The sequence below is a fragment of the Sphaerisporangium sp. NPDC049457 genome (genome assembly GCF_055586705.1).
Genome location: NZ_JBVJHR010000005.1, coordinates 132,894 through 158,900, shown reverse-complemented (window position 1 = coordinate 158,900; position 26,007 = coordinate 132,894). Strand labels below are relative to the sequence as shown.

The 26,007-nt window shown below is 72.7% G+C and carries 20 protein-coding genes and 1 riboswitch; of the genes, 15 read left to right on the top strand and 5 right to left on the bottom strand.

Annotated elements, in window-relative coordinates:
* Positions 1–16: 16 nt before the first annotated feature.
* Entirely contained in the window at positions 17–2,719 is a 2,703-nt protein-coding gene (locus ACZ6QO_RS10015; RefSeq protein ID WP_465849393.1) for an NYN domain-containing protein, read from the bottom strand.
* A 234-nt stretch (positions 2,720–2,953) separates the two neighbouring features.
* On the opposite strand from ACZ6QO_RS10015, the gene pyrE reads away from it, so the two are divergent.
* The gene (gene pyrE / locus ACZ6QO_RS10010; RefSeq protein ID WP_465849391.1) at positions 2,954–3,490 is read left to right on the top strand and encodes an orotate phosphoribosyltransferase; all 537 of its coding nucleotides are present in this window, start codon (positions 2,954–2,956) and stop codon (positions 3,488–3,490) included.
* Positions 3,491–3,532: 42 nt separating this feature from the next.
* Here pyrE and ACZ6QO_RS10005 read toward each other — a convergent pair whose 3' ends face one another.
* Both ACZ6QO_RS10005 and ACZ6QO_RS10000 read right to left on the bottom strand, forming a co-directional pair.
* Positions 3,533–4,018 carry a hypothetical protein gene (locus ACZ6QO_RS10005; protein ID WP_465849389.1) on the bottom strand — a complete coding sequence of 162 codons (486 nt, stop codon included), beginning with the start codon at positions 4,016–4,018 and terminating at the stop codon, positions 3,533–3,535.
* Between the two features lie 174 nt (positions 4,019–4,192).
* Complete coding sequence (locus ACZ6QO_RS10000; RefSeq protein ID WP_465849387.1) at positions 4,193–4,906, bottom strand: DedA family protein; 714 nt, start codon at positions 4,904–4,906, stop codon at positions 4,193–4,195.
* Positions 4,907–5,171: 265 nt separating this feature from the next.
* On the opposite strand from ACZ6QO_RS10000, the gene fbaA reads away from it, so the two are divergent.
* The 11 genes from fbaA (at position 5,172) to ACZ6QO_RS09945 (ending at position 20,432) form a co-directional block, all read left to right on the top strand.
* Positions 5,172–6,194 carry a class II fructose-bisphosphate aldolase gene (gene fbaA, locus ACZ6QO_RS09995; protein ID WP_465849386.1) on the top strand — a complete coding sequence of 341 codons (1,023 nt, stop codon included), beginning with the start codon at positions 5,172–5,174 and terminating at the stop codon, positions 6,192–6,194.
* A gap of 218 nt (positions 6,195–6,412) precedes the next feature.
* A complete protein-coding gene (locus tag ACZ6QO_RS09990; protein WP_465849384.1) occupies positions 6,413–7,987 on the top strand; it encodes an asparagine synthase-related protein in 1,575 nt (524 codons plus the stop codon).
* A 50-nt stretch (positions 7,988–8,037) separates the two neighbouring features.
* Positions 8,038–9,339 (top strand): class I SAM-dependent methyltransferase, encoded by a 1,302-nt coding sequence (locus ACZ6QO_RS09985; protein WP_465849382.1) that lies wholly within the window; start codon positions 8,038–8,040, stop codon positions 9,337–9,339.
* Positions 9,340–9,382: 43 nt separating this feature from the next.
* Positions 9,383–11,311, top strand: coding sequence for a glycosyltransferase (locus tag ACZ6QO_RS09980; RefSeq protein WP_465849381.1), 1,929 nt, complete (start codon positions 9,383–9,385; stop codon positions 11,309–11,311).
* Positions 11,308–13,005, top strand: a complete 1,698-nt coding sequence (locus ACZ6QO_RS09975) for a glycosyltransferase family 2 protein (protein WP_465849379.1) — start codon at positions 11,308–11,310, stop codon at positions 13,003–13,005. The genes ACZ6QO_RS09980 and ACZ6QO_RS09975 overlap by 4 nt, the downstream gene beginning before the upstream one ends.
* Positions 13,006–13,193: 188 nt before the next feature.
* On the top strand, positions 13,194–13,613 hold the full coding sequence (locus tag ACZ6QO_RS09970) for a DUF3151 domain-containing protein (protein ID WP_465849378.1): 420 nt from the start codon (positions 13,194–13,196) through the stop codon (positions 13,611–13,613).
* Positions 13,614–13,726: 113 nt separating this feature from the next.
* Positions 13,727–15,010, top strand: a complete 1,284-nt coding sequence (locus ACZ6QO_RS09965) for an adenylosuccinate synthase (RefSeq protein ID WP_465849377.1) — start codon at positions 13,727–13,729, stop codon at positions 15,008–15,010.
* Positions 15,011–15,135: 125 nt separating this feature from the next.
* Positions 15,136–16,056, top strand: coding sequence for a glycerophosphodiester phosphodiesterase family protein (locus tag ACZ6QO_RS09960; RefSeq protein ID WP_465849375.1), 921 nt, complete (start codon positions 15,136–15,138; stop codon positions 16,054–16,056).
* Positions 16,057–16,198: 142 nt separating this feature from the next.
* Positions 16,199–17,029: a hypothetical protein gene (locus ACZ6QO_RS09955; RefSeq protein ID WP_465849374.1), complete on the top strand. Its 831-nt coding sequence runs from the start codon at positions 16,199–16,201 to the stop codon at positions 17,027–17,029.
* Between the two features lie 183 nt (positions 17,030–17,212).
* On the top strand, positions 17,213–18,367 hold the full coding sequence (locus ACZ6QO_RS09950) for a helix-turn-helix domain-containing protein (protein ID WP_465849372.1): 1,155 nt from the start codon (positions 17,213–17,215) through the stop codon (positions 18,365–18,367).
* 106 nt (positions 18,368–18,473) lie between these two features.
* The gene (locus tag ACZ6QO_RS09945) at positions 18,474–20,432 is read left to right on the top strand and encodes an ATP-binding protein (protein ID WP_465849371.1); all 1,959 of its coding nucleotides are present in this window, start codon (positions 18,474–18,476) and stop codon (positions 20,430–20,432) included.
* 46 nt (positions 20,433–20,478) lie between these two features.
* On the opposite strand, the gene ACZ6QO_RS09940 is transcribed toward ACZ6QO_RS09945, so the two are convergent.
* The gene (locus ACZ6QO_RS09940; RefSeq protein ID WP_465849369.1) at positions 20,479–20,733 is read right to left on the bottom strand and encodes a hypothetical protein; all 255 of its coding nucleotides are present in this window, start codon (positions 20,731–20,733) and stop codon (positions 20,479–20,481) included.
* A 231-nt stretch (positions 20,734–20,964) separates the two neighbouring features.
* Positions 20,965–21,076: riboswitch (TPP riboswitch) on the top strand.
* On the opposite strand from ACZ6QO_RS09940, the gene tenA reads away from it, so the two are divergent.
* On the top strand, positions 21,068–21,763 hold the full coding sequence (tenA, locus tag ACZ6QO_RS09935) for a thiaminase II (RefSeq protein WP_465849368.1): 696 nt from the start codon (positions 21,068–21,070) through the stop codon (positions 21,761–21,763). It overlaps the preceding riboswitch by 9 nt.
* 46 nt (positions 21,764–21,809) lie before the next feature.
* On the opposite strand, the gene corA is transcribed toward tenA, so the two are convergent.
* Entirely contained in the window at positions 21,810–22,943 is a 1,134-nt protein-coding gene (gene corA, locus ACZ6QO_RS09930; protein WP_465849367.1) for a magnesium/cobalt transporter CorA, read from the bottom strand.
* 417 nt (positions 22,944–23,360) lie between these two features.
* On the opposite strand from corA, the gene purD reads away from it, so the two are divergent.
* Both purD and ACZ6QO_RS09920 read left to right on the top strand, forming a co-directional pair.
* Complete coding sequence (gene purD, locus ACZ6QO_RS09925) at positions 23,361–24,593, top strand: phosphoribosylamine--glycine ligase (RefSeq protein ID WP_465849366.1); 1,233 nt, start codon at positions 23,361–23,363, stop codon at positions 24,591–24,593.
* A gap of 102 nt (positions 24,594–24,695) precedes the next feature.
* A complete protein-coding gene (locus tag ACZ6QO_RS09920) occupies positions 24,696–25,955 on the top strand; it encodes a hypothetical protein (protein WP_465849364.1) in 1,260 nt (419 codons plus the stop codon).
* Positions 25,956–26,007: the final 52 nt, after the last annotated feature.

Here is a 26,007-nt window from a genome sequence, read left to right as displayed (position 1 = left end):
GCCTGGTGAGGGCGGGTCAGCGGCGGGCGCGTTCGAGGGCGTCCCAGAAGCCCCGGCGCAGGGCGTGGCGGACCTCGTCGTGGAGCAGGAAGTCGATGGGCAGCGAGGAGCCCTGGAGCAGCCGGGCCTCAAGGTCCGACGGCATGCGCGGCTTGCGGGCCAGCACGGCCTCCAGCCACAGGGCGGGGGCGTCACGGGCGACCGACTCGCCGAAGTCGTGCCCCTCCTTGTGCGCGGCCTTCACCGCGTCGGCCAGCGTGGTGGTGCCCGGCGAGGCCGGAGAGGGCAGCGGAGCGGGCTGGGGCCCGGTGTACGGGCCGAGGTGATGACCGGCGTAGGGCGGGCCGCCGGAGCCGCCCATGCTGTATTGACCCGGCACGGCCGGCGGCTGCGGCGGGACCGGTGCCGCCATCGGGCCGGTCGGCGGCCCGGAGGAGACCTGCGACGAGTGGGACGACTGGCGCGCCTCGGCGGAGTAGCCGGAGTGGCCGGCGGGAAGCGCGGGCTGCGACGAACGCTGCGCCGCCGCGGGCTGCGACGCGCCCGGCCCGTGCGCGCCCGAGCCGTGCGACGACGAGGCGTGGGAGCCGGTGCCGTGGGCCCCGGTCGCGTGCGCGCCGGTCGCGTGGGCGCCGCCGACGCGGGCGCCGGAGCCCGGCGAGCGGACCGGGAGACCGGCCGCGGTGGTGGAGCCCTGACCGCCGGCACCCGAGGAGGCGCTGGAGGGCCCCTGCGGCGCGCCGGACGACGGCAGGCCGGCCCCGGCGGAGGAGCGGGACCCGCCGGAGGACGGATCGCCGGAACGGGTGGATCCGGACGCCAGGCCGCCGGACTCATGGCCGGCGGAGCCGGAGGACGGGCCGCCCGACGCCGGACCGCCGGACCGGGACGAACCGGAGGAGGCGCCGCCGGGCCGGTCGGTGATGGCGGGGAAGCCCATGGTGAGCCCGCCGCCGCCCGCCAGATCATCGCCCATCGGACCGCCGGAGGCCAGGCCGCCGCTCCCGGGACCCCCGGACGACAGACCACCGGACGACAGGCCACCCGACGACAGGCCGCCGGGCGTGCGAGCGCCCTGGCCACGAGTGTCGCCCGCCTGACCTGACCCGCGGGCCTCGTGCCCGAGCGAACCGGACCCGAGCGAACCGGACCCGAGCGAGCCTGACCCGGCGCCCAGAGTGCCCGCCCCGGCGGAGGCGCCCTGCGGCTCGGCGCCGCGGGAACCCTGCTCGCCGCCCGCGTGGTAATCGGAACCGTGCTGCTCCAGCGCGGCAGCGGAGCGCGAATACTCGGCGCCGGACGGGCCCTGTGCGGCCGAGGCGCTCTGGTAGCCGGAGCCGAGCGAGCCCTGCCCGGCCGAACCCGCCTGGTAGTCGCCGCCGGCGGACCCCTGCCCCCCCGAACCGGTCTGGTAGTCGCGACCGGCGGAGCCCTGCCCGGCCGAGGCGCTCTGGTAGTCGCCGCCGGACGGCTCGTGCCCCGTGGAGGTCAGCTGGTAGTCGGCGCCCGTGGAGCCCTGCCCCGCGGGCGTCCTCTGGTAGTCGCCGCCGGACAAGCCCTGCCCGGTCGAAGCGCCCTGGTAGCCGGAGCCGAGCGAGCCCTGCCCGGCCGAACCCGCCTGGTAGTCGCCGCCGGCGGACCCCTGCCCGGCCTGGCCGCCCTGGTAGTCGCGACCGGCGGAGCCCTGCCCGGCCGAGGTGCCCTGGTAGTCGCCGCCGGACGGCTCGTGCCCGGCGGAGGATGCCTGGTAGGCCGCGTCCGGCGCCCCCTGCGCGGACGGGCCCGGATAGTCGGCGCCGGCCGTGCCCTGCCCGGCGGACGAGCCCGGATAGTCGGCGCCGGCCGTGCCCTGCCCGGCGGACGAGCCCGGATAGTCGGCGCCGTGGGAGCCCTGACCGCCGCCGGAGCCGTGCGCTCCGGGCCCGACCAGGGCGCCCAGAGAGCTCTGGGCGTGGCCGGAGGCCCCGGGCCGCCGATCGTAGGCGGCCGGCGCCGAGACGCCGGGAGCGGGAGGGGCGTGGGAGCCGGCGCCGTGCGCGTGCGGGGCCGGGGCCGGATCGGCCCCCGACGACTGGCGGCTCTGGTGCTGCGCGCGCGAGTCGCGGGACCGGCCGTTGCCGATGGGCTGCGGCAGTCGGTGGCCGTTGCCGGAGACCGGGCCGTCGGCGCCGCCCGCGACGTTGCCGGTGACCAGGTTGACGTAGGGCCGAAGGTGCCCGCTGCCGATCTCGATGAGGTCGTCGCACTCTTGCTGGAGCGTGCGGGACACCGCCCAGCCGCCCTCGGCCGCGATGTGGATCACGGTGACGCGGATGCCGAGATCTTGGGCGTCGCTGACCACCTGGGCCAAATCTTCGTCGCCGCTCACCACGACGGCGTCGCAGATGGCGTTGTTGCGGGCCAGGGTCATCAGGTCGCGGTGGACCTGGGCGTCCACGCCCTCTCTGCGGCCGGGCCTGATGCGGGCCAGCCGCAGCTTGAGCCCGGGGAGGTCGGCGAGCGCGTCGTGCTCGGGGGTGCGCCTGCCCTCGACCGTCGCCTCGTACCAGTAGCAGCGCAGCAGGGGCAGGTCTGTGCGCTCGCGCGCGAGCGTTGACAGCAGATCGAGCAGGCCGGGATAGTCCCAGGCGACGGCTTCGCGATGGCGGGTCCCATGCACGGCCATCGCCCCGTCCGCCAGCAGATAGCCAGCGTCCACGAACAGCGCGCAGCGATCCACGCGACACCGCCCTTTCTACATGGCCCAGGTCCGGTGGCAGCCGAAGCCCGGCCCTATCTCAGGGTAATGAAGCCACTGATCGTGCGAGGGTGAATCCCGGCGATTCGGCCCGCGCCTGACCATATCGAGGAACGTTCACGGCAGACCGTATCAGTTTGCCTCCTATTACCGACCTGGGGTGATAAACGAGTGGCCCGCCGGTCGACGCGATTCGGGCCTCTCTAGGCTTGCCCCATGAGCGACCGTGAGAATCTGCTGGACGAGATCAAGAAAAAGGGCGTGGTGCACGGGCGGGTCGTGCTCTCTTCCGGGCGCGAGGCCGACTGGTATGTGGATCTGCGGCGCATCACGCTGGACGGCACCGCCGCCCCGCTGGTCGGCCGGGTGATGCTCGATCTGACCGACGATCTGGGCTACGACGCCGTCGGCGGGCTGACGCTGGGCGCCGACCCGGTGGCCGCGGCCATGCTGCACGCCGCGGCCGCGCGGGGGCGCGCCCTGGACGCCTTCGTCGTCCGCAAGGCGGGCAAGGCGCACGGCCTCCAGCGCCGCATCGAGGGGCCCGACGTCGCGGGCCGCCGCGTGCTCGCCGTGGAGGACACCTCGACCACCGGGGCGTCCGTGCTCACGGCGGTGGAGGCGCTGCGCGAGGCGGGCGCCGAGATCGCCGGCGTCGCGACCATCGTCGACCGGGGCGCCGCGGCGGCGATCGAGGCCGCCGGGCTGACCTACCGCACGGCGTACACGCTGACCGATCTCGGTCTCGAATAGAGCCGTCCGGCGTGCGGCGCGGCTGAAAGTTTCAGCTCAAGGTCACTGCGCCGCGTCCCGCTCGACCTTGAGGGTCTGCCGCTCCCCCGGCTTGCCGGGGGAGCGCGGCTCGCCGTTCACCTCGACGTACACGGCGGAGGCGTCGCCGAGCACCACGTCGAGGGCCGGCTGGAAGTACGCGGCCTGCTGGCCGCGCACCAGGTCGCGGTCTTCGACCACGTCACCGCCGGTGACCCGGACGAACAGCGGGCAGGTGTCGGCCCGGCACTCGACGAAGACGGTGGGCACCTCGGCGCCGGGCGCGGCCTGCGAGGGGGCCGCGATGGGGGACTCGAAGGGGGACGCGGAGGAGACAGGGGGCGTGGCGGTCTGACCGGAGCCGCCGCCGGGCGCGGGCTCGGCGTCGGAGTTCAGCGATCCCACCAGGGACACCGCGCCCAGCACGATCAGCGCGAGCAGCAGCAGGACCGCCAGGCCCACGAGCAGCAGGCGGGCGATGCCCAACGGGTCGGACCGATGGCGTCCCACATATCGGAGAGTAGCGCCTGAGCGGTGCGGGATGGCCGCCAAGCAGGACTTTCTTGACTCACGGACGTCGCGGGACCGCGCCGCCGCGACCTGTGCGGCGGCGCTTCGGCGTGCGGCCGGGCGGTGCCGTCAAGACCGCCACAGCCGCCATGGCCGCCGCAGCCGTCGCAGCCGTTAGAGCGGGGGCGCGGCGTCGCGGTGGTGGCGTCCGCGGGGCTCGGCGACCGCGCCGGCGACGGCCTTGGCCTCTTTGCGGCCCTTGAGGATCTCGCGGATGATCGGGATCACCGACAGGACGATGATCAGCGCGGCGCCCGGCAGGATGTAGCGGTCGATCTCAGGGACGGTGTCGCCGACGAAGACGCCGACGAAATAGCCGATGAGCAGCATCGACTCGGTCCACAGGATGCCGCCCACGACGTTCCACAGGAAGAACTTGCGCACCGGCATGCCGAGCATGCCGGCCACCGGGTTGAGGAACGTGCGGACGATCGGGATGAACCTCGCCAGCACCACGGCCTTGGACGGGCCGAACTTCGCGAAGTAGTGCTCGGCCTTCTCGACGTACTCCTGCTTGAACAGCCGGGAGTCGGGCCGGGAGAACAGCCGTGGGCCGCTCTTGGCGCCGATGTAGTGGCCGAGCTGCGCCCCCGCGATCGCGCACAGCGGCGTGCAGATCAGCAGGACGGCGAGCGGGAACGGCGTGTCGAGGCCGAAGGAGGCGGCGACGGCGGCGGACGCCCCCATGCCCGCCACGACCAGGAGCGAGTCACCGGGCAGGAAGAAGCCGATGAGCAGGCCGGTCTCGGCGAAGATGATCGCCAGGATGCCGATGAGCCCGAAGGTGACGATCCACCACTGGGCGTCCAGAAGATTTGTGAGGTCCATCACCGACGAGGGTACCGCTGGCAGCCGGGTCCGGGGTGCGAGAGGGTAGGACCTTGAGGGTGAGATCGAACGACGGCGGGACAGACCGGCGCCTGGCCGGACAGCCCGGATGGCACGGCCCATTGTTGAAGACGACCGGACCGATGGACGCGAAACAAGGGCCGGGCTCCTCCTTCCTGGAACGCCGCCGCTTCGCAATACTTGCCCCGGAGGCGCATATCGCTCTCCACCAGCCAGTTCGTTCCTTCTAGGGAGATGACTTCCGATGCCTATCGCGACCCCAGAGGTCTACGCCGAGATGCTCGACCGGGCCAAGGCCAATGGTTTCGCATACCCGGCGATCAACGTGACGTCCTCGCAGACGTTGAACGCCGCGCTGCGCGGTTTCGCCGAGGCCGAGAGCGACGGCATCATCCAGGTGTCGACCGGCGGCGCCGAGTACCTCTCCGGTTCGACGGTGAAGGACATGGTGACCGGGTCGGTGGCGCTGGCCGAGTACGCCCGGGTCGTGGCCGCCAAGTACCCGGTGACCGTCGCGCTGCACACCGACCACTGCCAGAAGGAAAAGCTCGACAGCTTCGTGCGCCCGCTCATCGAGATCTCCCTTGAGCGCATCGCGCAGGGCAAGGACCCGCTGTTCCAGTCGCACATGTGGGACGGCTCGGCGTGCCCGCTGGACGAGAACCTCCAGATCGCCCGCGAGCTGCTCGAGAAGGCCAGCGCCGCCAACATCGTCCTTGAGGCCGAGATCGGCGTGGTCGGCGGCGAGGAGGACGGCGTCGTCGGCGAGATGAACGAGAAGCTCTACAGCACCCCCGAGGACGCCCTGGCCACCGCCGAGGCGCTCGGTCTGGGCGACCGCGGCCGTTACATGCTGGCCGCCACCTTCGGCAACGTGCACGGCGTCTACAAGCCGGGCCACGTCAAGCTGCGCCCGAGCGTGCTGAAGGACATCCAGGACGCCGTCGGCGCCAAGTACAGCCAGGACAAGCCGTTCTACCTGGTCTTCCACGGCGGCTCCGGCTCGTCGCTCGAGGAGATCCGCGAGGCGATCTCCTACGGCGTGGTGAAGATGAACATCGACACCGACACCCAGTACGCCTTCACCCGCCCGGTGGCCGACCACATGTTCAGGAAGTACGACGGTGTCCTGAAGGTCGACGGCGACGTGGGCAGCAAGAAGGAGTACGACCCCCGCTCGTGGGGCAAGTCGGCCGAGGCCGGCATGGCGGCGCGAGTGGTCGAGGCCTGCCAGCACCTGCTGTCCGCGGGCACCAAGCTGTCCTGACTCGGCGGCGATCTTCGAGTCGAGGACGCCATGACACGCGCATGGAACGGGCAGGCCATCATGACCTGCCCGTTCCATGTGAATTCCATGAGAGAAAGTGTAAAAAGAGATGACAGGGAGGCTGATGTAACGAATATGTCGTTAGCATGAGCTAAATGTTCATCTCCTACCGAGCGCGACCATATGTGTGCGGTGCCATCGGAAAGTGGGATGCACGCGTGGCGAACCGGCTGCTGTCGGCCTCGCCGCGGGGGCTCGACGAGGTGCACCGTTCCCCCTCTGCTGCCCTGTGGTCCACGGGCGAGCCCGAGAACTGGTCGTCCGGCCCGCGCTCCGGTCACCTGTGGTGGCCGCTGGCCGGCGGGCTGCCCCAGCCGCACTCCTGGCAGGACGCCGCCGAGCGCCGCATGGCCGCCGGGCTGGTCGTCGACCGGGACGGCGCCGTCCTGCACACCGACGCCCTCGGCCTGAACGAGTTGCACGTCCGTCCCCTGGGGGACGCCCTTTACTTCTCCGCCCGCCTGGACCCGCTCGTCCGCCTGGACGACGCCCCGCTGCACATGGACTGGTCGGCCTGGGCGAACCTGCTGGTGATGATGACGCCGCTCGGCGACGAGACGCCGTTCCGCGAGATCAGGCGCCTGGCGCCCGCGACCGCGTGGCGCGTCTCCTCCGGCGGCCCGCCGCGCGTCGAGCGCTTCGAGCCCGCCTGGCTGGCCGCCGAGCCGGACAAGCCGCCCGCGCCCGAGGAGATGGTGGACCTGATCGCGGGGCGCATCCCGCACCGCGAGGGGCCGGTGGCGGTCGGGCTCAGCGGCGGCTGGGACTCCCGGCTGCTCGCCTCGCTCGCCGCCCGGCGGGCCGGCGCCCAGATCGAGGCGTGGACCACCAGCACCGACGACGGCCTGGACCTGGACCTCGCGCACGCCCCCGCCGTGGCCGGCGCGCTCGGCGTGCCGCACCACGTGGTGGCCCCCGGGCCGGAGTCCTGGCTGGAGGACCACCGGCTGGTGTGGCGGCGCACGCAGTACCAGACCCTGCACCACGGCTGGGCGATGCCGTACGCGCGGGCCGTCCACCGCCTGCGCGCGCCGCTGATCGACGGCTGCCTCGGAGACGGCCTGCTGAGAAGGGGCGGCGAGGTGCCGCGGGACGGCGGCCGGGCACAGGTGCGCGCCGCGGTCTGGAGGTCGCTGTCGGGGCACTTCCCCCGGCATCCGGAGATCTGGGCGCCGGGGGTGGGCGACGCGCTCGCCGACCTGAGCCTGGCGGCGTTCCACCGGGTGACGGGGCCGGTGGACGAGCACCATGCCATGCCGGTGCTCGCCCGCCTGCTGACCCGCTACCGGGGGATCTACAGCTCGCCGAACTGGCTGCTCGGACCGGAGGCGGAGGTGTGGCTGCCGTTCGCCGGGCCGGACGTGGTCACCGCCGCCCTCGGCATCCCGCTCGCCGCGCGCGAGGACCACGCGTATTACCGGGCGATGCTCGGGTACGGAGCGCCGGATGTGGCCGCGCTCCCCTCCACCAACGACCCGGGGGAACGACCTGTCCCTGGTCCGAGGCGCTCGACCAGCCCGGCCGCGCTCGCCGAGCTGGCCGGGAGCGTCGCGGCGAGCGACGAGGTGCGCGCGCTGCTCGGCCCGCGATTACTCGCCGCTCTGAGCGACGCGGAACTTCGCGCCCGGCAGGCGCGCTGGTCCGGGCCGCTCTATGTCCTCCAATGGGCGAGCATGCTCGCTCGCTGGCGCGGTGAGTACGGCTCCCGCGTCTCCTGGGAGCCCTTTACCTGACGCTGCATATTCTTGGGATCCCCTGCCTGATACATCCAGAAAGGGAAGTAATGCGGACATTATCCCCACGCCTCCTGCTGGTCATCGGCGCCGCCTTCGCGGGCGTCGTCATGATCACGCTGGTGCTGCTGTCCGCTGCGGGCGCCGTGGAACCGATCGCCGCGGTCCAGCTCGCCGTATCGGCCGTGATCCTGGCCACGGCCGCCGTGGTCGTCGCCGGCGTGCGCAGGACCGACGGCAAGGCGCTGCGCATCGACGCGCGGACCAAGCGCCAGGAGGCCGCGCTCGCCAGGACCGAACAGAGCCTCGCGCGGCTCACCACCGCGTTCGACGGGCTCACCGGCCGGCTGGAGAACGCCGCCCGCGAGCAGTCCCGCGCCGTTCTGGCCGCTTTGGGCGAGGACCGCGTGGAGCTCGCCACGCAGACGCAGCGCCTCGACCGGCTGTCCGGCGCCGTGTCCCGCGTCGAGACCGCCGTCCGGCAGAGCTCCGGCGCCATGGACGAGGTGGCCAAGCTCCGCCATGACCACGAGCAGGTCACCGCGGCCGCCGTCGGGGCGGTGCGCGACCTCGGCGAACGGCTCGACGCGCTGGAGGGCGCTCTGCGCGAGGGGCACGCCGACCTGGCCCGCTCAGCCCGCCATGACTACGCGCAGCTCGAAGCGCTGATCGACGTCCGCTCTCTGCTCGAACCGCGCGCGCCGCTGCCCCGGCTGCGCGGCTGGGCGGCCTCCCCCGACGTCCTGCGCCTGCTCATCGGGCGCGTCGCGGCCGACCACACCAAGATCATCGTGGAGTGCGGGAGCGGGGCGTCCAGCGTCTGGCTCGGGTACGCCGTGCAGCGTTTCGGCGGCGGGCGCGTCGTCGCCCTGGAGCACGACGAACGGTTCGCCGAGGCGTCCAGAGACCTGGTCGCCGCCCACGGCCTGCAGGACGTCGTCGAGGTGCGCCACGCACCGCTCACCACCTGGACGCCCGGCGGCACGGCGGCCGGCGGCATGGCGGCCGGCGACGCGCGGGCCGCCATGACCGCCGCCCACCAGGCCGGCCCCTCCGCGACCGGCGGCGAGAGCTTCCCCTGGTACGACACCAGGGCCGTGGACGACCTGAACGGCATCGGCCTGGTCTTCGTGGACGGGCCGCCCGGCGCGGTCGCCCCGCTCGCCCGCTACCCGGCGCTGCCGGTGCTGCTGCCGCGCTGCGCGGAGGGCGCCTGGTTCGTCATGGACGACACCGACCGCCCCGGCGAGCGGGACGTCGCCGACCGCTGGCTCAGAGAGCACCCGGAGCTGACCGGCGACGCCTACCCGGCCGAGAAGGGCGCCATGATCCTCAGGCGGACCACCCGATGATCCCCCCGCATCGTCCAGGCGCCGGCCGCCGGCGAGGCCCGGCATGACCGCCGCCCTCACGACGGCCGGGATGACCGCCGAGCTGACCCGCGCCGGCGGGAAGGTCGCCGTGGCCTTCGCCGGAGTGGAGACCGCCGACCTCGACGGGCTGCTCCCCGGCGTCGCCTTCGAGGCCGCCGACGTGGACAGCATGAGCCCCGCGCCCTGGACGACTCCCGACCCTTCCGCCGTCCTGGTCGTCGCGCGCACCCCCACCGACCTGCGCCGGGCCGTGACGCTCGGCGGCGAACTGCCCGCGGCCCCCATGGTCGGCGTGATCGTCGTGGAGTCGCCGCCGTGGTGCGACGCCCCCGGCGTGCCGCTGTCGCCGGGCCTCGGCCGCCGCTTCCTGCGGGACGTCGGCGTCTCCCGGTACGGCAGCACCGGCTGGCGGGTCAAGGCACGCTTCTCCGAGCCGCAGCCCGCCGGTGAGGTCGCCGCGGCGGTCGCGAGAAGCTTCGGCGGCCACCACCTGAGCGGGTACCCGCTGCCCATGGCCGGGCTGGCCGGTCCCGGGCTGGCCGACTGGCGGCCCGGCGACCCTAACGTGACCGTGGCCGACCGGCAGGGGCCCGCCCCGGAACGGTCAGGGGTGACCACCGCCGACCTGGCCGTCCGCGCCGCCCCGCCCGCGCAGGAGTGGATCGACGAGCGGGTGCCCGCCGTCGACCGCCCGCCCGCGCCCACCTGGGAGCGCCTCGGCGCTCCCGGCGGCTACCAGGCGCTGGCCGGCGCGCGGTTCACCCCGGAGACCGTGCCGCCCGTGGACGAGCGCTCGGTGAACCCGCAGGGCTTCCTCAAGACCCCCACGCGGCCGATGGCCGACCTCGTCCAGCGCGACGGGCGCTGGGAGGTCCGCCTGGAGGGCCGCACGCTCGTCCGCCTCCCCGCCTCGGGCGGCGTGACCGACGCCGACGTCGGCAGGCTGCGCCGCCTGCGCGGCGTCCGTCTCGCCTGGCGTCCGGCCCACACCGGCCCGATCGCCGCGGTCCGCGCCGTGGCGGGCCTGTCCGCCGCCGGCGTCCCCCTGCTGTCCGGGCCGCCTCCCGAGTGGGCGGCGCGGGCGCTCGGACCGGACCTGACCGCCCGCCTGACCGCCGCGACCGAACAGGACCTGGCCGACGACCTGCGCCGCGAGGAGCACAGCGTCCTGCTGCGCCGCACGGCCCTCACCCGGCACGGGACCATGGCGCGATGGCGCGAGCTCGCCGAGCGGGCCGGCATCGCCGTCCCGGCGCCGCCGACGATCTCGGTCATCATGTGCACCCGGCGCGCGAGCCTGGTGCCCTTCGCCCTCGGCCAGATCATGCGGCAGCGAGGAGTGGACCTTGAGGTCATCCTCACCCTGCACGGGGTGCCGGCCGGCACGCCCGAGGTGGCGCGGGCCGTCGCCGGCTTCGACCGGCCGATCACGGTGGTCGAGGCGGACGCGTCCGTGCCGTTCGGCGTCGTGCTGAACCAGGCGGCCCGCCACGCCACCGGATCGTTCCTGAGCAAATGGGACGACGACGACTGGTACGGCCCCGACCACCTGGCCGACATGATGCTCGCCCAGTCCTACTCGGGGGCCGAGCTCGTGGGCGCCGCCTCGGAGTTCTTCTATCTGCAGCAGATCGACCTCACCATCCGGCGCGGCTGGACCAGCGAGACGATGTCCAACCACGTGGCCGGCGGCACGTTCGTGGTGGCCCGCTCCGCGTTCGAGGCCCTCGGCGGCTTCCGGCCGGTGCCGCGCGCGGTGGACGTGCAGTTCTTCCAGCATTTGCTGCGGTCCGGCGGCGCCATCTACCGGACGCACGGCCTGGGGTTCGTCGCCCGCAGGGCGGCGCGCGGCAGGCACACCTGGCAGGAGCCGATCGGCTACTTCCTGGCCAGGGCCAAGGAGCAGTGGCGGGGATTCCGGCCGAGCCGACTGATGGAGTGGGAGCAGTGACGCACCAGCCGACCTCGCACGCGCGAACGGCCCAGCCGCGGATCCGGCACAACGACTACGGGGTGCTCACCCCGCCGGAGCCGGGCGCCTGGACGCCCCGGCTGTCGGTCAGCGTGGTGATCGCCGCCTACGGCCACCAGGACAAGCTCGACCTCACCCTCGCCGCCCTGGCCGCGCAGAGCTACCCCCGGCACCTGACGGAGGTCGTGGTCGTCGACGACGGCACCACCCCCGCGCTGCGCCTGCCGGAGATCAGGCCGGAGAACACCCGGCTGATCACCACCGAGCCGGGGGCGCGCGGACGCTCCGACGCCCGCAACGCCGGGCTCGCCCTCGCCGAGGGGGACGTCGTCCACTGGCTGGACGCCGACATGGTCACCTTCCACGACGAGGTGGAGGCGCACATGCGCTGGCACCACCTGGCCGACTACCTGGTGGTCATGGGGTACGTGCGGTACGTCGACCACCGTCCGGGCGGGCCCGGCCCCGCCGAGGTCCACGCGGCCGTGAGCGCCGGCGCCGCCGGCGAGCTCTTCGACGAGGCCGCGAGCGAGCCGCACAGCTGGATCGTCGACCTGGCCGAGCGGACCGACGGCCTGCGCACCGCGGGCGACACCGCCTACCGCGTCCACGTGACCAACGCCGCCTCGGTGAACGCCCGCCTGCTTCGCGAGGCCGGCCCGCTGGACACCGGCCTGGTCCTCGGCGAGGACACCGAGCTCGGCTACCGGCTCGCCCAGGCGGGCGCCGCGTTCGTCCTGGCCCCCGAGGCCCGCAGCCGCCACCTCGGCATGTCGATGATGATGCGCGACGGTGAACAGGTCCGGCGGTACAACCAGGTCTTCGTGCCCGACCACATCCCGGTCATGCGGTGGCTGCGCACCCATCCCCGGCGCCAGTGGCTGGTGCCCTACGTCGACGTCGTCGTCGACGCGGAGGGCGCGGCGTACGAGGACCTGCGAGCCACCGTGGACGGCTTCCTCGCCGGCTCGCTGAACGACATCCGGGTCACGCTGGTCGGACCGTGGGAGTCGGCGCGGGAGGACCGGCGCAACCCGCTGGACAGCCCGCTGCTCGATCTGGTCATGGTGCGCGGGCTGTACCGCGGGGATCCGCGCGTGCGGTTCGCCGGGCGGGTGCCCGGCACGGCCGCCCCCGTGCCGTACCGCATGTTCTGCCCCGCCGGGTGGGTGCCCGGCCCCGAGACGCTGCGGCGGCTCGTGGCACAGGCGGCCGAGCAGGGGTACGGGCTGGTCAGCGTGGCCCTCGACGAGGACGACGCGGTGGTCGCCGCGCGGCTTGAGCACACCGGTGCCTTCGCCAGGGCCGCCCTGGTGCGCGCCGAGGGAGAGCCGCTGGACGCGGCGGTGGACGCGGTGTCCGGCACGCGGTGGGTGGACGGCAGGACGCTGGGCTTCCTCCCTGCGGCCGAGGCTCAGCCCCCGAAGCGCGGCAAGATGGACGACCCCGCGCTCACCCGGGAGATCGCCAGGCTGCGCGCCGAGAACGCCCGCCTGGCCGACCGGCTCGCTACCCTGACCGGGCAGGACGAGCCGGGCGGCGGCGGGGCTGGAACGGGCACGGGCACAGGCTCAGGGGAGGGCTCAGGCGCGGGCGCAGGCCGGGCGAAGGCCTCCCGTCCGCCGATCTCTCCGCGGCGCGGGGCCAAGGCCCTGCTCAGACGCCTGCGCTGACCGCGTGGGAAGCCCGCCGCGGCGGCGTCCTCGGGCGACGCCGGCGCGGCGGCCGTCCCACCGTGGCCGGCGACCGGCGGCCCGCCGGCCTCGGACATCGGCGGTTCGCGGCCGGCGAGATCGGCGGCTTTCCCGGTATCCGGCCCGGGGCAGCACCGCGGGGCCGCGACACAGGTAAGACTGTGCTCATGGAAACGCACGAGAACCTCATCGCCGGGCCGCCGCCGACCCACCTCCCGGACACCCCGGAGGCCAGGCAGGCGCTGGAATCCGGCGCCCAGGCCAGTGACATCGCCGCGCGGTTCCCCGCCTACTCGGCGGCATGGGCGGCGCTCGCCGACGAGTACTTCGCCGCCGGGCACGCCGTGACGTCCTACGCCTTCGCCCGCACCGGCTACCACCGGGGCCTCGACCAGCTCCGCAGGGCGGGCTGGAAGGGCCACGGCCCCATCCCCTGGGACCACGAACCCAACCGCGGGTTCCTGCGCTGCCTCAACGCGCTCGCCCGCGCCGCCCAGGCGATCGGCGAGAAGGACGAGGCCGAGCGGTGCGCCCAATTTCTCCGCGAGAGCAGTCCAGCAGCGGTAAAGGCGCTGAACTCCCAGTAAGTCACCAGTAAGTCGCGCTTGGGCGGCATCAGCATGCTCGGGTAGTCTCTCAACGCAAGAGCCCCTGTCGCGCTTGCGCCAGGGGTTTCGTTTTTGGTGCGCGGGAGTTAACCATGCCGGCTGTCGTTCTCGTGGGCGCCCAATGGGGCGATGAGGGCAAGGGTAAGGCCACCGACCTGTTGGGCGGGGAGGTCGACTACGTCGTCCGTTACCAGGGCGGGAACAACGCCGGCCACACCGTGGTCATCGGCGACCAGAAGTACGCGCTGCACCTGCTGCCCACCGGAGTGCTCTCTCCGGAGGTCGTCCCGGTGATCGGCAACGGCGTCGTCATCGACCCCGGGGTGCTGCTGTCGGAGATCGACGGCCTTCGTGAGCGCGGCATCTCGTGCGACCGGTTGCTGATCTCGGCCAGCGCGCATCTGATCATGCCCCACCACAAGGCGCTGGACAAGGTCACCGAGCGCTACCTGGGCAAGGCCCGCATCGGCACCACCGGCCGCGGCATCGGCCCCGCCTACGGCGACAAGATCGCGCGCATGGGCGTGCGCGTCCAGGACCTGCTCGACCCCGGCATCCTGGGCAAGAAGATCGAGGTCGCCCTGAACGAGAAGAACCAGGTGCTGACCAAGGTCTACAACCGCAGGGGCATCGAGCCCGCGCGGGTCCTTGAGGAGTACCTCGGCTACGCCGAGCGGCTCAAGCCGCACATCGCCGACACCTCGCTGATCCTCAACAAGGCGCTGGACGAGGGCAAGGTCGTCCTGCTCGAAGGCGGCCAGGGCAACCTGCTCGACATCGACCACGGCACCTACCCGTTCGTCACCTCCTCCTCGCCGACCTCCGGCGGCGCGTGCGTCGGCTCGGGCATCCCGCCGACCCGGCTGACCCGCGTCATCGGCATCCTGAAGGCCTACACCACGCGCGTCGGCTCGGGCCCGTTCCCGACCGAGCTCACCGACGAGATGGGCGACTGGCTGCGCACGACCGGCGGCGAGTACGGCGTCACCACCGGCCGCGACCGCCGCTGCGGGTGGTTCGACGCGATCATCGCCCGCTACGCCACGCGCATCAACGGCGTGACCGACTTCTTCCTCACCAAGCTCGACGTGCTGTCGGGCCTTGAGCGCATCCCGGTGTGCGTCGCCTACGAGGTCGACGGCGTGCGCCACGACGAGATCCCGATGACCCAGACCGACTTCCACCACGCCAAGCCCATCTACGAGGAGCTGCCGGGCTGGCAGGAGGACATCACCGAGGCCAAGTCGTTCGAGGACCTGCCGAAGAACGCGCAGGACTACGTCCGGGCGCTGGAGGAGCTGAGCGGCGCCCCGATCTCCGCCATCGGCGTCGGCCCCGGCCGCACCCAGACCCTGTCCCTGCGCCCGCTGATCTGAAGGTCCCCGCCGGGCGGGCCCACCCCGCCCGGCGCACCGCCGGAGACTCGGCGCCGGCCCCGTCCGTCCGTTCCACGGCCCCGCCTGAAGAGGGCCGGGGGACGCGGACGATAGGGTGCGCCATTGTGCAGGTTGAGATACACGGCCATCGGGGGGCACGGGGCCTGCGCCCGGAGAACACCCTCCCGGGCATGGCCTACACGCTGGAGCTGGGCGTCCACGCCATCGAGTTCGACGTCGCGCTGAGCGCCGACCGCCGGCTCGTGCTCACTCATGATCTGACCGTGTCGCCGGTGACCAGCACCGACACCGGCCCGGCGATCCCCGGGGACCCCGAGTTCCCCTACGTCGGCAAGCCGATCCGCTCGCTCTCCCTGCAACGGCTGCGCACGCTGGACGTGGGGGTGCGGCACCCGAAGTCCCGCTCCGACCCCTTCGCGCGCACGCAGGTTTCCGTCCCCGGCACCCGCATGCCGACGCTCGGCGCCGTCCTGGCCCTGGTGGACGCCTACGGCGGCGACGACGTGCGGCTGAACGTCGAGCTGAAGTCCGACCCGACCAGGCCCGACCTGTCGGGCGACCCGCGCGAGCTGACCGAACTGGTGATCGCCGAGCTCGACCGGCACGGCAGGCTGGGCGGCGCGGCGATCCTCAGCTTCGACTGGCGGGTGCTGCGCGCCGCGGAGGACCTCATCGCCGCCCGCTACGCCCTGGTGGAGGAGGCGACGCTCACGCCCGCGTGGCTGGGGCTGGACCATGTCGCCGACTTCGGCGGCGACATCGCGGCGGCGGCCGCGTCGATCGGCGCCACCACCCTGTCCCCCGACCGGGTCCTGGTCGACGAGCGGCTCATGGCGCGGGCCGCGGCGGCCGGGCTGCCGGTCGCCGTCTGGACGGTCAACGACACCGAGGAGGCCGGGCGCCTGCTCGACCTCGGCGCGGCGGCGCTGGTCACCGACTACCCCGACCGCATGCGCGAGCTGTGGGACCGGCGCGGCCTCCCGCTGCCCGAGCCCGCCGCCGCGCTGCGCCCCGCGCCCGCCTGATCCCGGTTTCCCGCGCGTCCCAACATCAACTGCAGTGCCGGCGGGGGTATGGTGCCAGGAACTGAAGTGACATAGGGGCGCCGCGCGCCGCCGGGCCGGTACGCCCGCGGCCGGTGCGGCCCGGTCTCACGGGAGGTCAGCGATGCAGGCGGAGATGTCGGCGTGGGCCGTCGAGCGTTTCGGCGAGCGCGCCGCGGCGGTGCGCGGCCGGCTCGCCGCGTCCCTTGTCGAGGCGGCGACCAACGCGCAGGACGCCCAGAAGTCCTCAAGGAGCGACAAACGGTACGCCTACGGGTCCACGCTGATGGCCCGGCGCTACGAGGCCCTCGTCGACGGGTTCAGGCACGAGCCGGGGTTCCAGGTGGTCCGGCCGTACGGCTCGCCGCACCACCTCGTCGTACTCGACGGCAACCTGTTGCTGCCGTTCCGCTACGCCGAAGACGACACCACGCCGATCAGCGAGGCCCGCGTCGGCGACGGCCGCGTGTCGGCGCTGGTCCGTGAGCTGTTCACCCGGTTCGGCCCCAAGACGCGCTACCACCAGGAGGTTCTCGACTTCGGCGCGGACGAGGAGGGCGAGGCGGCCGGGCTGCGAGAGCTCGCCGAGGCGCGCCCCCTGCTCGCGCAGCTTCCCGCCGACACCCGGCTCATCCCCGTCGCGTACGCGGCCAACGCCCAGGCCAGCCTGCTGAGGCTCTACTGGGGCGAGGCCGAGCTGATCGACGACATGGGCCGCGTCCACTGGGTCCACTGCGAGCAGATCCCGCTGCTCACCGCCCTGCCGTGGGTCGCGCAGACCGTTCCGGCCGCCGAGCCGGACGCCGCCTCGCGGTTCGACCAAGGCGCCGAGCCCGGCCTCACCATCAGCAGCCGTCCCGCGGCCGAACGCGCCAACGGCACGCTGTACCCGGTCAACAGCGAGCCCGCCGGCGACCCCCCGCCGTCCAGCACCGGCACCGGCGACCGCCACTGACCCACGCCCCCGCCCGCGCCGACCAGACCGACCAGGCGACCGGACCGACTGGACGACCGGGCCGACCAGCCGCCAGGCAACCGGGCCGACCAAGCCGACAGACACAGACAGACAGACGAACCGACGACCGACGACGTGGGAACGACGACCGACGACCGTGAAGACGACCAAGGCCGGCCACCGATGAGACACCACGGCGCCCGCGGCGGCGGGCCGAGCCCGCAGGCGGTGGCCGACGCCTTCGACCAGGCACGCCTGACCCAGGCGCGCCGGCTCGCCGGGATGACGAAGAAGGACCTCGCCGAGCGCGTGGGCGTCACCCCGGCGGCGATCGGCCAGTACGAGACGGGCATGACGCACCCGCGGCCCGATCTGATCCCGCGCCTGGCGGGCGCCCTCGGCGTGCCGGCGGCGTTCTTCCTGTCGGGGCGGCCGCACGGCAAGCTCGACGGGTCCATGGCGCACTTCCGCAGCCTGCGCTCCACCCGGGTGCACCAGCGGGCCAAGGCGGTCGCGTTCGTCGAACAGGTGTGGGAGCTCACCCACGCGCTGGAGAAGCGCGTCCAGCTACCGCCCGTGGACCTGCCCGGCTTCTCCGGCGGCGAGGTGCACTCGGGGGTCGACCTGCCCCGCGACCCGGCCGCGGCCGCCCGTACGCTGCGCGAGCGCTGGGCGCTCGGCGCCGGGCCGATCGCCCATCTCGTCCGCCACATGGAGGCGCACGGCATCGTCGTCGTCCTCCCTCCGCCCGACGAGGACGCCACGACGGTGGACGCGTTCTCCACCTCGCACCTGCCGCGGCCGATCGTCGTCCTGACCGCCAACCGCTTCGACGACATCCACCGCTATCGCTTCACCGCCGCCCACGAACTCGGGCACCTGGTGCTGCACGGCGACACAGCGGCGGGCGACGTCCAGCAGGAACGCGAGGCCGACACCTTCGCCGCCGAGTTCCTCACCCCGCGCGACAGCATCCTGCCCGAGCTTCCCCGCCGCCTCGACCTGCGCAAACTGGCCGAGCTGAAGAACACCTGGGGCGTCTCGGTCGACTCCCTGCTCTACCGCTGCCGCGAGGTGGGCCTGCTGTCGGACTCCTCGGCCGGGCGCGCCTACCAGCGCCTCGCCGTGCTGCGCGACCAGCCCGGCTTCGCCAACGAGCCCATCACCGGCTACCCGGGGGAGCATCCCGTGCTGCTTCGCCAGGCGTTCGACCTGGCCGCCGCCGAGACCGGCCTCACCATGCCCGCCCTCGCCGCACAGCTGGCCTGGCACCTCCCCCGCGTCCGCGAACTCCTAGGCATCCACGACCACCGCCCCCGCCTCCACATCATCCCCTGAGGCCGTCATCGTCCACCCGCTCCCTCGACGAGGCCGTCAGGTCGCCCGTGCTACGTCCTCCCAGATCTGCGCGCTGTTTCCGCACGTCATCTGAGATAGTGACCGGGTGCGCACCGTTCACATCGAGGCCAAACCTGACCACCTCCTGCGCCTCGCACGCCAGAAAGACCCCGTAGGCGCGGTCGCAGAGATGATCTGGAACGCTCTCGATGCCGAGGCGAGCCATGTCTACGTCGACCTTGAGGTCAACGAACTCGCCGGTGTGGAGTCGGTCAGCGTGACGGACGACGGCCACGGTATGCCGAACGCCTCGTGTGCCGGGTACTTCGGCGGCCTGGGCGGCTCGTGGAAGACGACCGCGAAGGTCTCACCGCACCTGAAGCGGGGTTTGCACGGGCGCAGTGGACAAGGCCGTCTTCGTGTCTTCGCGTTGGGCGAGCAGGTCCGATGGATCACGATCGCGGAGGCCACCGACGGCCGCAGAGAACGCACGGTGATCAGTGGTGTCGTCGATCGTCCCGCCGACTTCGAGATATCCGAGCCCGAGACGGTGGAGACGCCGTGTGGCACACGGGTCGAAGCCTCGGTACCCGCGGACTTCGTCGGCTGGCTCTCGCAGGAGGACACCGCCCAGCAACTCGCCTCCGTCTTCGCACCGTTCCTGGCGGCCAATCCCGATGTGCTCATCACCTACCAGGGCACTCCGCTGGACCCGGCGATGGTGTGGACGGACATGGCCGAGTACCCGGTTCCTCGCCGCGACACGGCCGCATCGGGTGAGCCTCGGCTCCGTATCATCGAATGGCCCAAGAACGTGGGACGGGTTCTGGCCCTGTGCGACTCCAGCGGAGTGGTCCTGGACGAGGCCTCACCCGGCATCCAGGCCCCCGGCTATCACTTCACCGCCTACCTGTTGTGGGACGGTTTCGTCGAGCGGCGAGGTTATCTGCCGCTGGCCGACATGGACGAGGTGGCCGAACTCCTGGAGTCGGCGCGTGAGACCCTGCGCGGGCACTTCAGAAAGCGTGATCACGAGCGGCGCACTCGCCTCATCCAGGAGTGGAAGGCCGACGGAATCTACCCCTACACCGGGGAGCCGGCCATGCCCGCGCAGGCGGTCGAACGTCAGATGTTCGACGAAGTGGCGACCACGATCGCACGCCGTCTTCCGGGCACCGCCCAAAGCCGCAAGACCACCTTGCGACTGCTCAGAGAGATCATCTCGCACGACCCCAGCGGCCTCTATCCCGTGCTCGACGAGCTGTTCCGCCTGCCACAGTCGGAACAGGAGGAACTCAAGCGCATCCTCCAGCGGACCAGCCTCTCCCAGGTCATCAAGGCGACGGGGCAGGTCGGCGACCGGCTGGACTTCCTCGCCGCCCTCAAGCAGCTCGTCTTCGACCCGCATGTCAGCAGGACGGTCAGGGAACGCAGGGAACTTCACAAGATCCTCGAGCGTGAGACGTGGATCTTCGGGGACACGTACGCGCTGATGGTCAGCGACCAGAGCCTGGACGCGGTACTCGCACGTCACCTGAAGGAGATGGGCCGTCGGCCGGAGGACGGACGGGCCGAGCCGGTCCGGCGGGAGGACGGCAGCAGAGGGATCGTGGATCTCATGCTGGGCAGGGCCCACAGAGGCAGTTCAGGGCGGGAGCACCTCGTCGTCGAGCTCAAGGCTCCGAAAGTCAAGATCGGCCAGTTGGAGGTGGCGCAGATCAAAAGCTACGCCCAGGCCGTGGCCGGCGACCCGCAGTTCCGCGACGCCCGCGTCTCCTGGGACTTCTGGGTGGTTTCCGCAGAGATGGACGACGTCGTACGACGTGACGCCAAAGCGCCCAACCGTCCACCCGGTTGCATCGCTGAATGGGAGGGCGGCGTCCGCATATGGGCCCGCACCTGGAGCGAGATCATCGACGACTGCGAGGAGCGGCTCCACTTCTACCGCGAACGGCTGAACCACGACCCGGCCACCGAGCACGCCGTGGAGTATCTCCAGCGCGTCCATGGCGACGTCGCCCCCGAATCGGCCATCGCCGATTCGGGGGCGACCATCGCCGTCTGACGCGGACGCGGTGCGGCTTCCCTGATCGGACCGATCGCTCACGCGCTTAGCGGGGTTCGCCGGTGGTGGTGTGGTCGTCGGCCCAGAATGCGATCAGTTCGTCGGTGGTGAGCTGGTGCGGGGGGCGCGCCGGTGGGGTGCGGCCCGTGCGGATGGCCCAGGTGGTCACCAGAAGCCCGAGGAGCTCTTCGTCGAGCCGGGTCTGCCTGGCCTTCGGCGGGGCCGGACGCGAGGGTTTCACGGCCGCGCGGACAGTGCCTGTGGGGCGGGCGGCGCGGGTGATGGTGGCGAAAGACAGCATCGTCTTCTTTCTCGGTGTGAGGGTGTGCCGAATCCACTGCTGTGAAGGGGTGCCGAATGCACGATGGAGGACGCCTCGCGGGGCCGTGACCGACCCGAACATCTCCGGACGACTCCCGAGCTTATGGGCCGGGACCGACGTTTCCGGGGCGTCCGTCCGGCCGCCGCCGTGCGGGCCGGCAAGGGCGCGGGCGTTCCCGGTCTCCGTCGCGCACGGTCTAAGCTCGACCGGACGACAGAACGCGGGAGCCCGGCGCACCGGGCTGAGAGTGCGGCTGAGGCGGCCGCAGACCGCTCGAACCTGACCGGGTCATGCCGGCGTAGGGAGTTGTTCCATGGGGATGTCCGGATCCGTCGTTCCACAGGCGCGGCCGTACAGCGAGGAGCTGTGGGAGGCCATCACGCCCACCTACAAGGCGATCCTCGGCCACCCGTTCATCACGGGGCTGGTGGACGGGTCGCTGCCGCGCGCGGCGTTCCGCCACTTCGTCGTGCAGGACTCGCACTACTTGCGCGACTACGCCCGCGCCCTCGCCCTGTGCGCGGCCAAGGCGCCCCGCGAGGAGGACGTGCGGGCGTTCGCGAGCGACGCGGTGGGCGCCATCGCCGCCGAGCAGGAGATGCACGCGGCGTTCATGGCCGACCTCGGCGGGCCGGCCGAGCCGGCCGCCGGGCAGCCGGTCGGGCCGACCACGCGCGCCTACACCAGCTACCTGCTGGCGACCGTCTACGGCGGGTCGTTCCTGGACGGTCTCGCGGCGGTGCTGCCCTGTTACTGGATCTACGCCCGGGTGGGCGAGGCGCTGCTGGAGGAGTCCTCACCCGACCCGCTGTACCACCGGTGGATCGCCGCCTACGGGGACGAGACCTTCCAGAGCGTGGTGCGCAGGGTGGTGTCCCTCGCCGACCACGCGGGCGCCGAGGCGACCGACGGCCAGCGCGCCCGCGCGCTGGAGCACTTCGTCACCACCTCGCGCTACGAGTGGATGTTCTGGGACGCCGCCTGGCGCGAGGAGACCTGGCCCGTCTGACAGGGCGCGGCGCGTCCGCGGCCAGGAAGCGGAGCGGGCGCGCCGGTCAGAGCCAGCTGTTGCGGCGGAAGCCCCGGTAGAGCACGGAGCAGATGACCAGCATGACGCCGATGACGAGGGGATAGCCCCAGACGGCGTTCAGCTCGGGCATGTGGGTGAAGTTCATGCCGTAGATGCCGGCGATCATCGTCGGCACGGAGATGATGGCCACCCAGGCGGAGATCTTGCGCATGTCCTCGTTCGCGAGGGCGTTGGACCTGGCCAGAGCCGCCTGCAGGATGGAGTTGCACAGCTCGTTCGACGACTCGACCTGCTCGCAGACCCGCGAGAGGTGGTCGACGACGTCGCGGAAGTACTCGCGCATCTCTGAGGGGATCATGCGGCGCTGCGGCAGCGCGCCGAGCGGCGTCTGCAGCGGCGTCACCGCGCGCTTCATCTCGATCATCTCGCGCTTGAGCTGGTAGATGCGGCCGATGTCACGGGAGCTGACGTCGGCGAAGACGGCCGCCTCGACCTCCTCCAACTCGGCCTGCATCTGGTCGGCGACCGAGAGGTAGCGGTCGACGACGTGGTCGGCGATGGCGTGCAGCACGCCGGAGGGACCGCGGGCGAGCAGCTTGGGCTTGTCCTCCAGGCGGCCGCGCACGTCCGCGAGCGGGCAGTGCTCGCCGTGGCGCACGGTGACCACGAAGTCGGGGCCGACGAACACCATGATCTCGCCGCTCGCGATGATCTCGCTGGAGGCGGTCAGCTCGTCGTGCTCCAGGTAGGCGATGGTCTTCAGCACGACGAACAGCGAGTCGCCGTAACGCTCGACCTTGGGCCGCTGGTGCGCCTTGATGGCGTCCTCCACGGCCAGCGGGTGCAGGCCGAAGACCTCGGCCAGCCACTCGACCTCGGGAGCCTCGGGCTCGTGCAGGCCGACCCAGACGTAGGCGCCGCCGTTCTCTGAGGCGGCGTTGTGCTCGCGCACCAGGCTGACGGCCTCCGGGATGCCGGACACGTGGACGCGCTTGCCGGCGATGTACGCGCCGTACTGCACAAGGGAGTCACGCGGCGGAACGCAACGACCGTTCACCGGCTCGTGGCGCACCCCGCCGACCGGCACGGAGGCGCCGAGCCGCACGTGGGTGGTGCGCGGGTGCAGGTTGATCCGCTGGAAAAGAGTGGACGAGCGCATGGCGGTCCCTTCCCGCCCGACATCGGGAACCCACGCGCGAAAAGAGAGTTAGAGCGACGAACGTCGCAAAGAAGAACAGGCGTGTGGCTCTCAGTCGGACACCGAATTGGAGTGGTCGGGTGTGCGCACGACGTACGTGCGCGAGCACGTACTGCTGGGATCACCAGATGTCATCCCGATTCCACCTCCAATCTCCCGAGAGACGGCCCAAAGCCGCCCTAACTTACCACAGGCAGGCTTCAGCCCTCAGCTTACAGCCCCCCGCGATCGCTCGATCATGCAGAAGTCGACAAAAGGTGGCCGCGCGGCCTGTGAACACCGGCCATTCATCGCTCCCTGGACGGGTGCCATCCCGCGCGACCTGCGGCGACGACCGCGGCGTCCGGTGACCCCAGACCTGGCCCGTAGACTCCCCACGTGCGCGTTCTTGTGATTGGCAGCGGCGGCCGCGAGCACGCCCTGTGCCGTGCCCTGGGCCTCGACCCCGCGGTGTCCGACCTCCATTGTGCTCCCGGCAACGCGGGCATCGCCGCGGTGGCGACGCTCCACCCGGTCGTGCCCACCGATCCCGGGCAGGTCGTGGAGCTGGCCCGGCGCCTGGGCGCCGAGCTCGTCGTCGTCGGCCCCGAGGCTCCGCTGGTGGCCGGCGTGGCCGACGCCGTCCGCGCGGCGGGCATCCCGTGCTTCGGCCCGTCGAAGGAGGCGGCCCTCATCGAAGGCTCCAAGGCCTTCGCCAAGGACGTCATGGTGGCCGCCGGCGTGCCGACGGCCGGGGCCCGCGTGTGCACGACCCCTGAGGAGGCCGAGGCCGCGCTGGAGGCGTTCGGCGCGCCGTACGTCGTCAAGGACGACGGCCTGGCGGCCGGCAAGGGGGTCGTGGTGACCTCCGACCGCGCCGAGGCGCTCGCCCACGCGGCGGCCTGCGGGCGCGTCGTCGTGGAGGAGTACCTCGACGGGCCCGAGGTGTCGCTGTTCGCGCTGTGCGACGGCACGACCGCCGTCGCGCTGCAGCCCGCCCAGGACTTCAAGCGCGCCTACGACGGCGACCAGGGTCCGAACACCGGCGGCATGGGGGCCTACACGCCGCTGCCGTGGGCGCCCGCCGGCCTCACCGAGCAGGTCATGGACGACATCGTCCTGCCGTCCATCGGCGAGCTCGCGCGGCGCGGCACGCCGTACACCGGTGTGCTGTACGCCGGGCTGGCCCTCACCAAGGCAGGGCCCAAGGTCATCGAGTTCAACGCCCGCTTCGGCGACCCCGAGACCCAGGTGGTGCTCGACCGTCTTGAGACGCCGCTCGCCGAGCTGCTGCTCGCCTGCGCGACCGGTTCCCTCGCCGGACGGCCCGCGCCGCGCTTCCGCGACGGCGCGGCCGTCACCGTGGTCGTCGCCGCCGAGGGCTACCCGGCCGACCCGGTCAAGGGCGACCTCGTCGAAGGGCTCGACCCTGCCGCGAAGAACGCCTACGTCCTGCACGCCGGCACCGCGCTGGACGCCGAGGGGCGGGTCGTGTCGGCCGGCGGGCGGGTGCTGAACGTCGTCGGCACCGGCGCGGACATCGCCGCTGCGCGCGCCGCCGCGTACGCGCAGGTCGAGCTGGTGAAGCTGCGCGGCTCGCACCACCGGTCCGACATCGCCGCCCGCGCCTGAGCCGGCGGTGATCGCAAAAGGCCACCGATGATCGCAAAGAGGTAGCGCGGGGGCCGCGGGTCGCGATAAGCCCAGGGAGACGGGCGAACCCTGGAGGAGCGTATGGCAGCCGACCCGGCCGTGCGATCGGACGACGCGTCCGGCGACGGACGAGGCGCCTCTGGCGTCCGAGCGCCGGACCAGGGCGACCGCCCCGGCGAGGGCGCCCGTCCAGGCGAAGGCGATCGTCCCGGCGACGCCGATGGACGCGAGAACGCCCGCGACGCGCGCGAGGCCGAGGACGAAGGCGGACACGAAAACGCCCGCGACGCCGCCCGCGAGGCCGAGGACGGCGGCGGGCTCGGTGACTACATCGGGCTCAGCGAGAAGGAGATGCTGCGCTGGCCCGGCGTGTGGCGGGTGCACATCGCCTCGCGCGGCCAGGAGATCCAGGCCGACGCCGGGCGGTGCCTGGCCGCCCGGCCGGACGAGCCGGGGCTGCGGTCGCTGCACACGGCCATCGAACGCCACCTGCGGGCCGCCGCGAGGTACACGCGGGAGCGGCAGGGCTGGCGGCGCTGGCTGACCGGGCAGGCCATCGAGGCGGCCTGGTCCAACATCTACGGCGCCACCATCCTGCTGTACGGGCTGCTCCCGGCCGGCGAGCTCAACGCGCGCGCCCCCGAGGTGCTCGCCACCGGCCGCGCCTACCTGCCCGCCGACGACGCGCGGCTCGTGGTGCTCACCGCGCGCGTCGCCGCGGGCGACATCGACGAGCACGACCGGTCGCTGCTGCAGGCGGTGCTCAGGGCGGCCTACGGCATGGCGTCGATCGAGAGCGGCCGGGTGCGCAGTTTCCGCAACCTGCTCCTCGGCGGGGTGGCCACCCTCACGCTGATCGTCGCCGGGCTGGTGACCGTCGGGGCGATCTGGCCCAACGCGATCCCCATGTGCGGCAACGGGACGCTGCTGGCGATGCTGGGGCCGCGCGACATGGGCGACCGGGCGTGCCCGACCGGCGCGGGCATGCCCACCCACGGGGACGTGCCGCTCGTCGCGCTCATCGGGATGCTCGGCGCGGCGCTCGCCACGGCCACCAGCCTGTCGACCCGCTCTGAGCTGTCCACCCGCTACTCCCTGGCGGTCGCCCAGAACCTGCTCAAGGCGCCCGCGGGCGTGGCCACGGCGATCGTCGGGCTGCTCATCCTCAACTCGGGCTTCGTCCCCGGGTTCGGCGGCCTCAGCTCGCAGACCTCGATCCTGGTGTGGGCCATGGTGTTCGGATACGCCCAGCAGGTGGTGACGCGGTTCGTCGACCAGCGCGCCAACACCCTGCTGCACGCCGCGTCGCCGGACTCCTCGACGACCCCTTCGACACGTTGATTGATCAGCGCTGCGCGGGGTAGCGGAGTGGCGCCGAATTGGCCGGACGGGC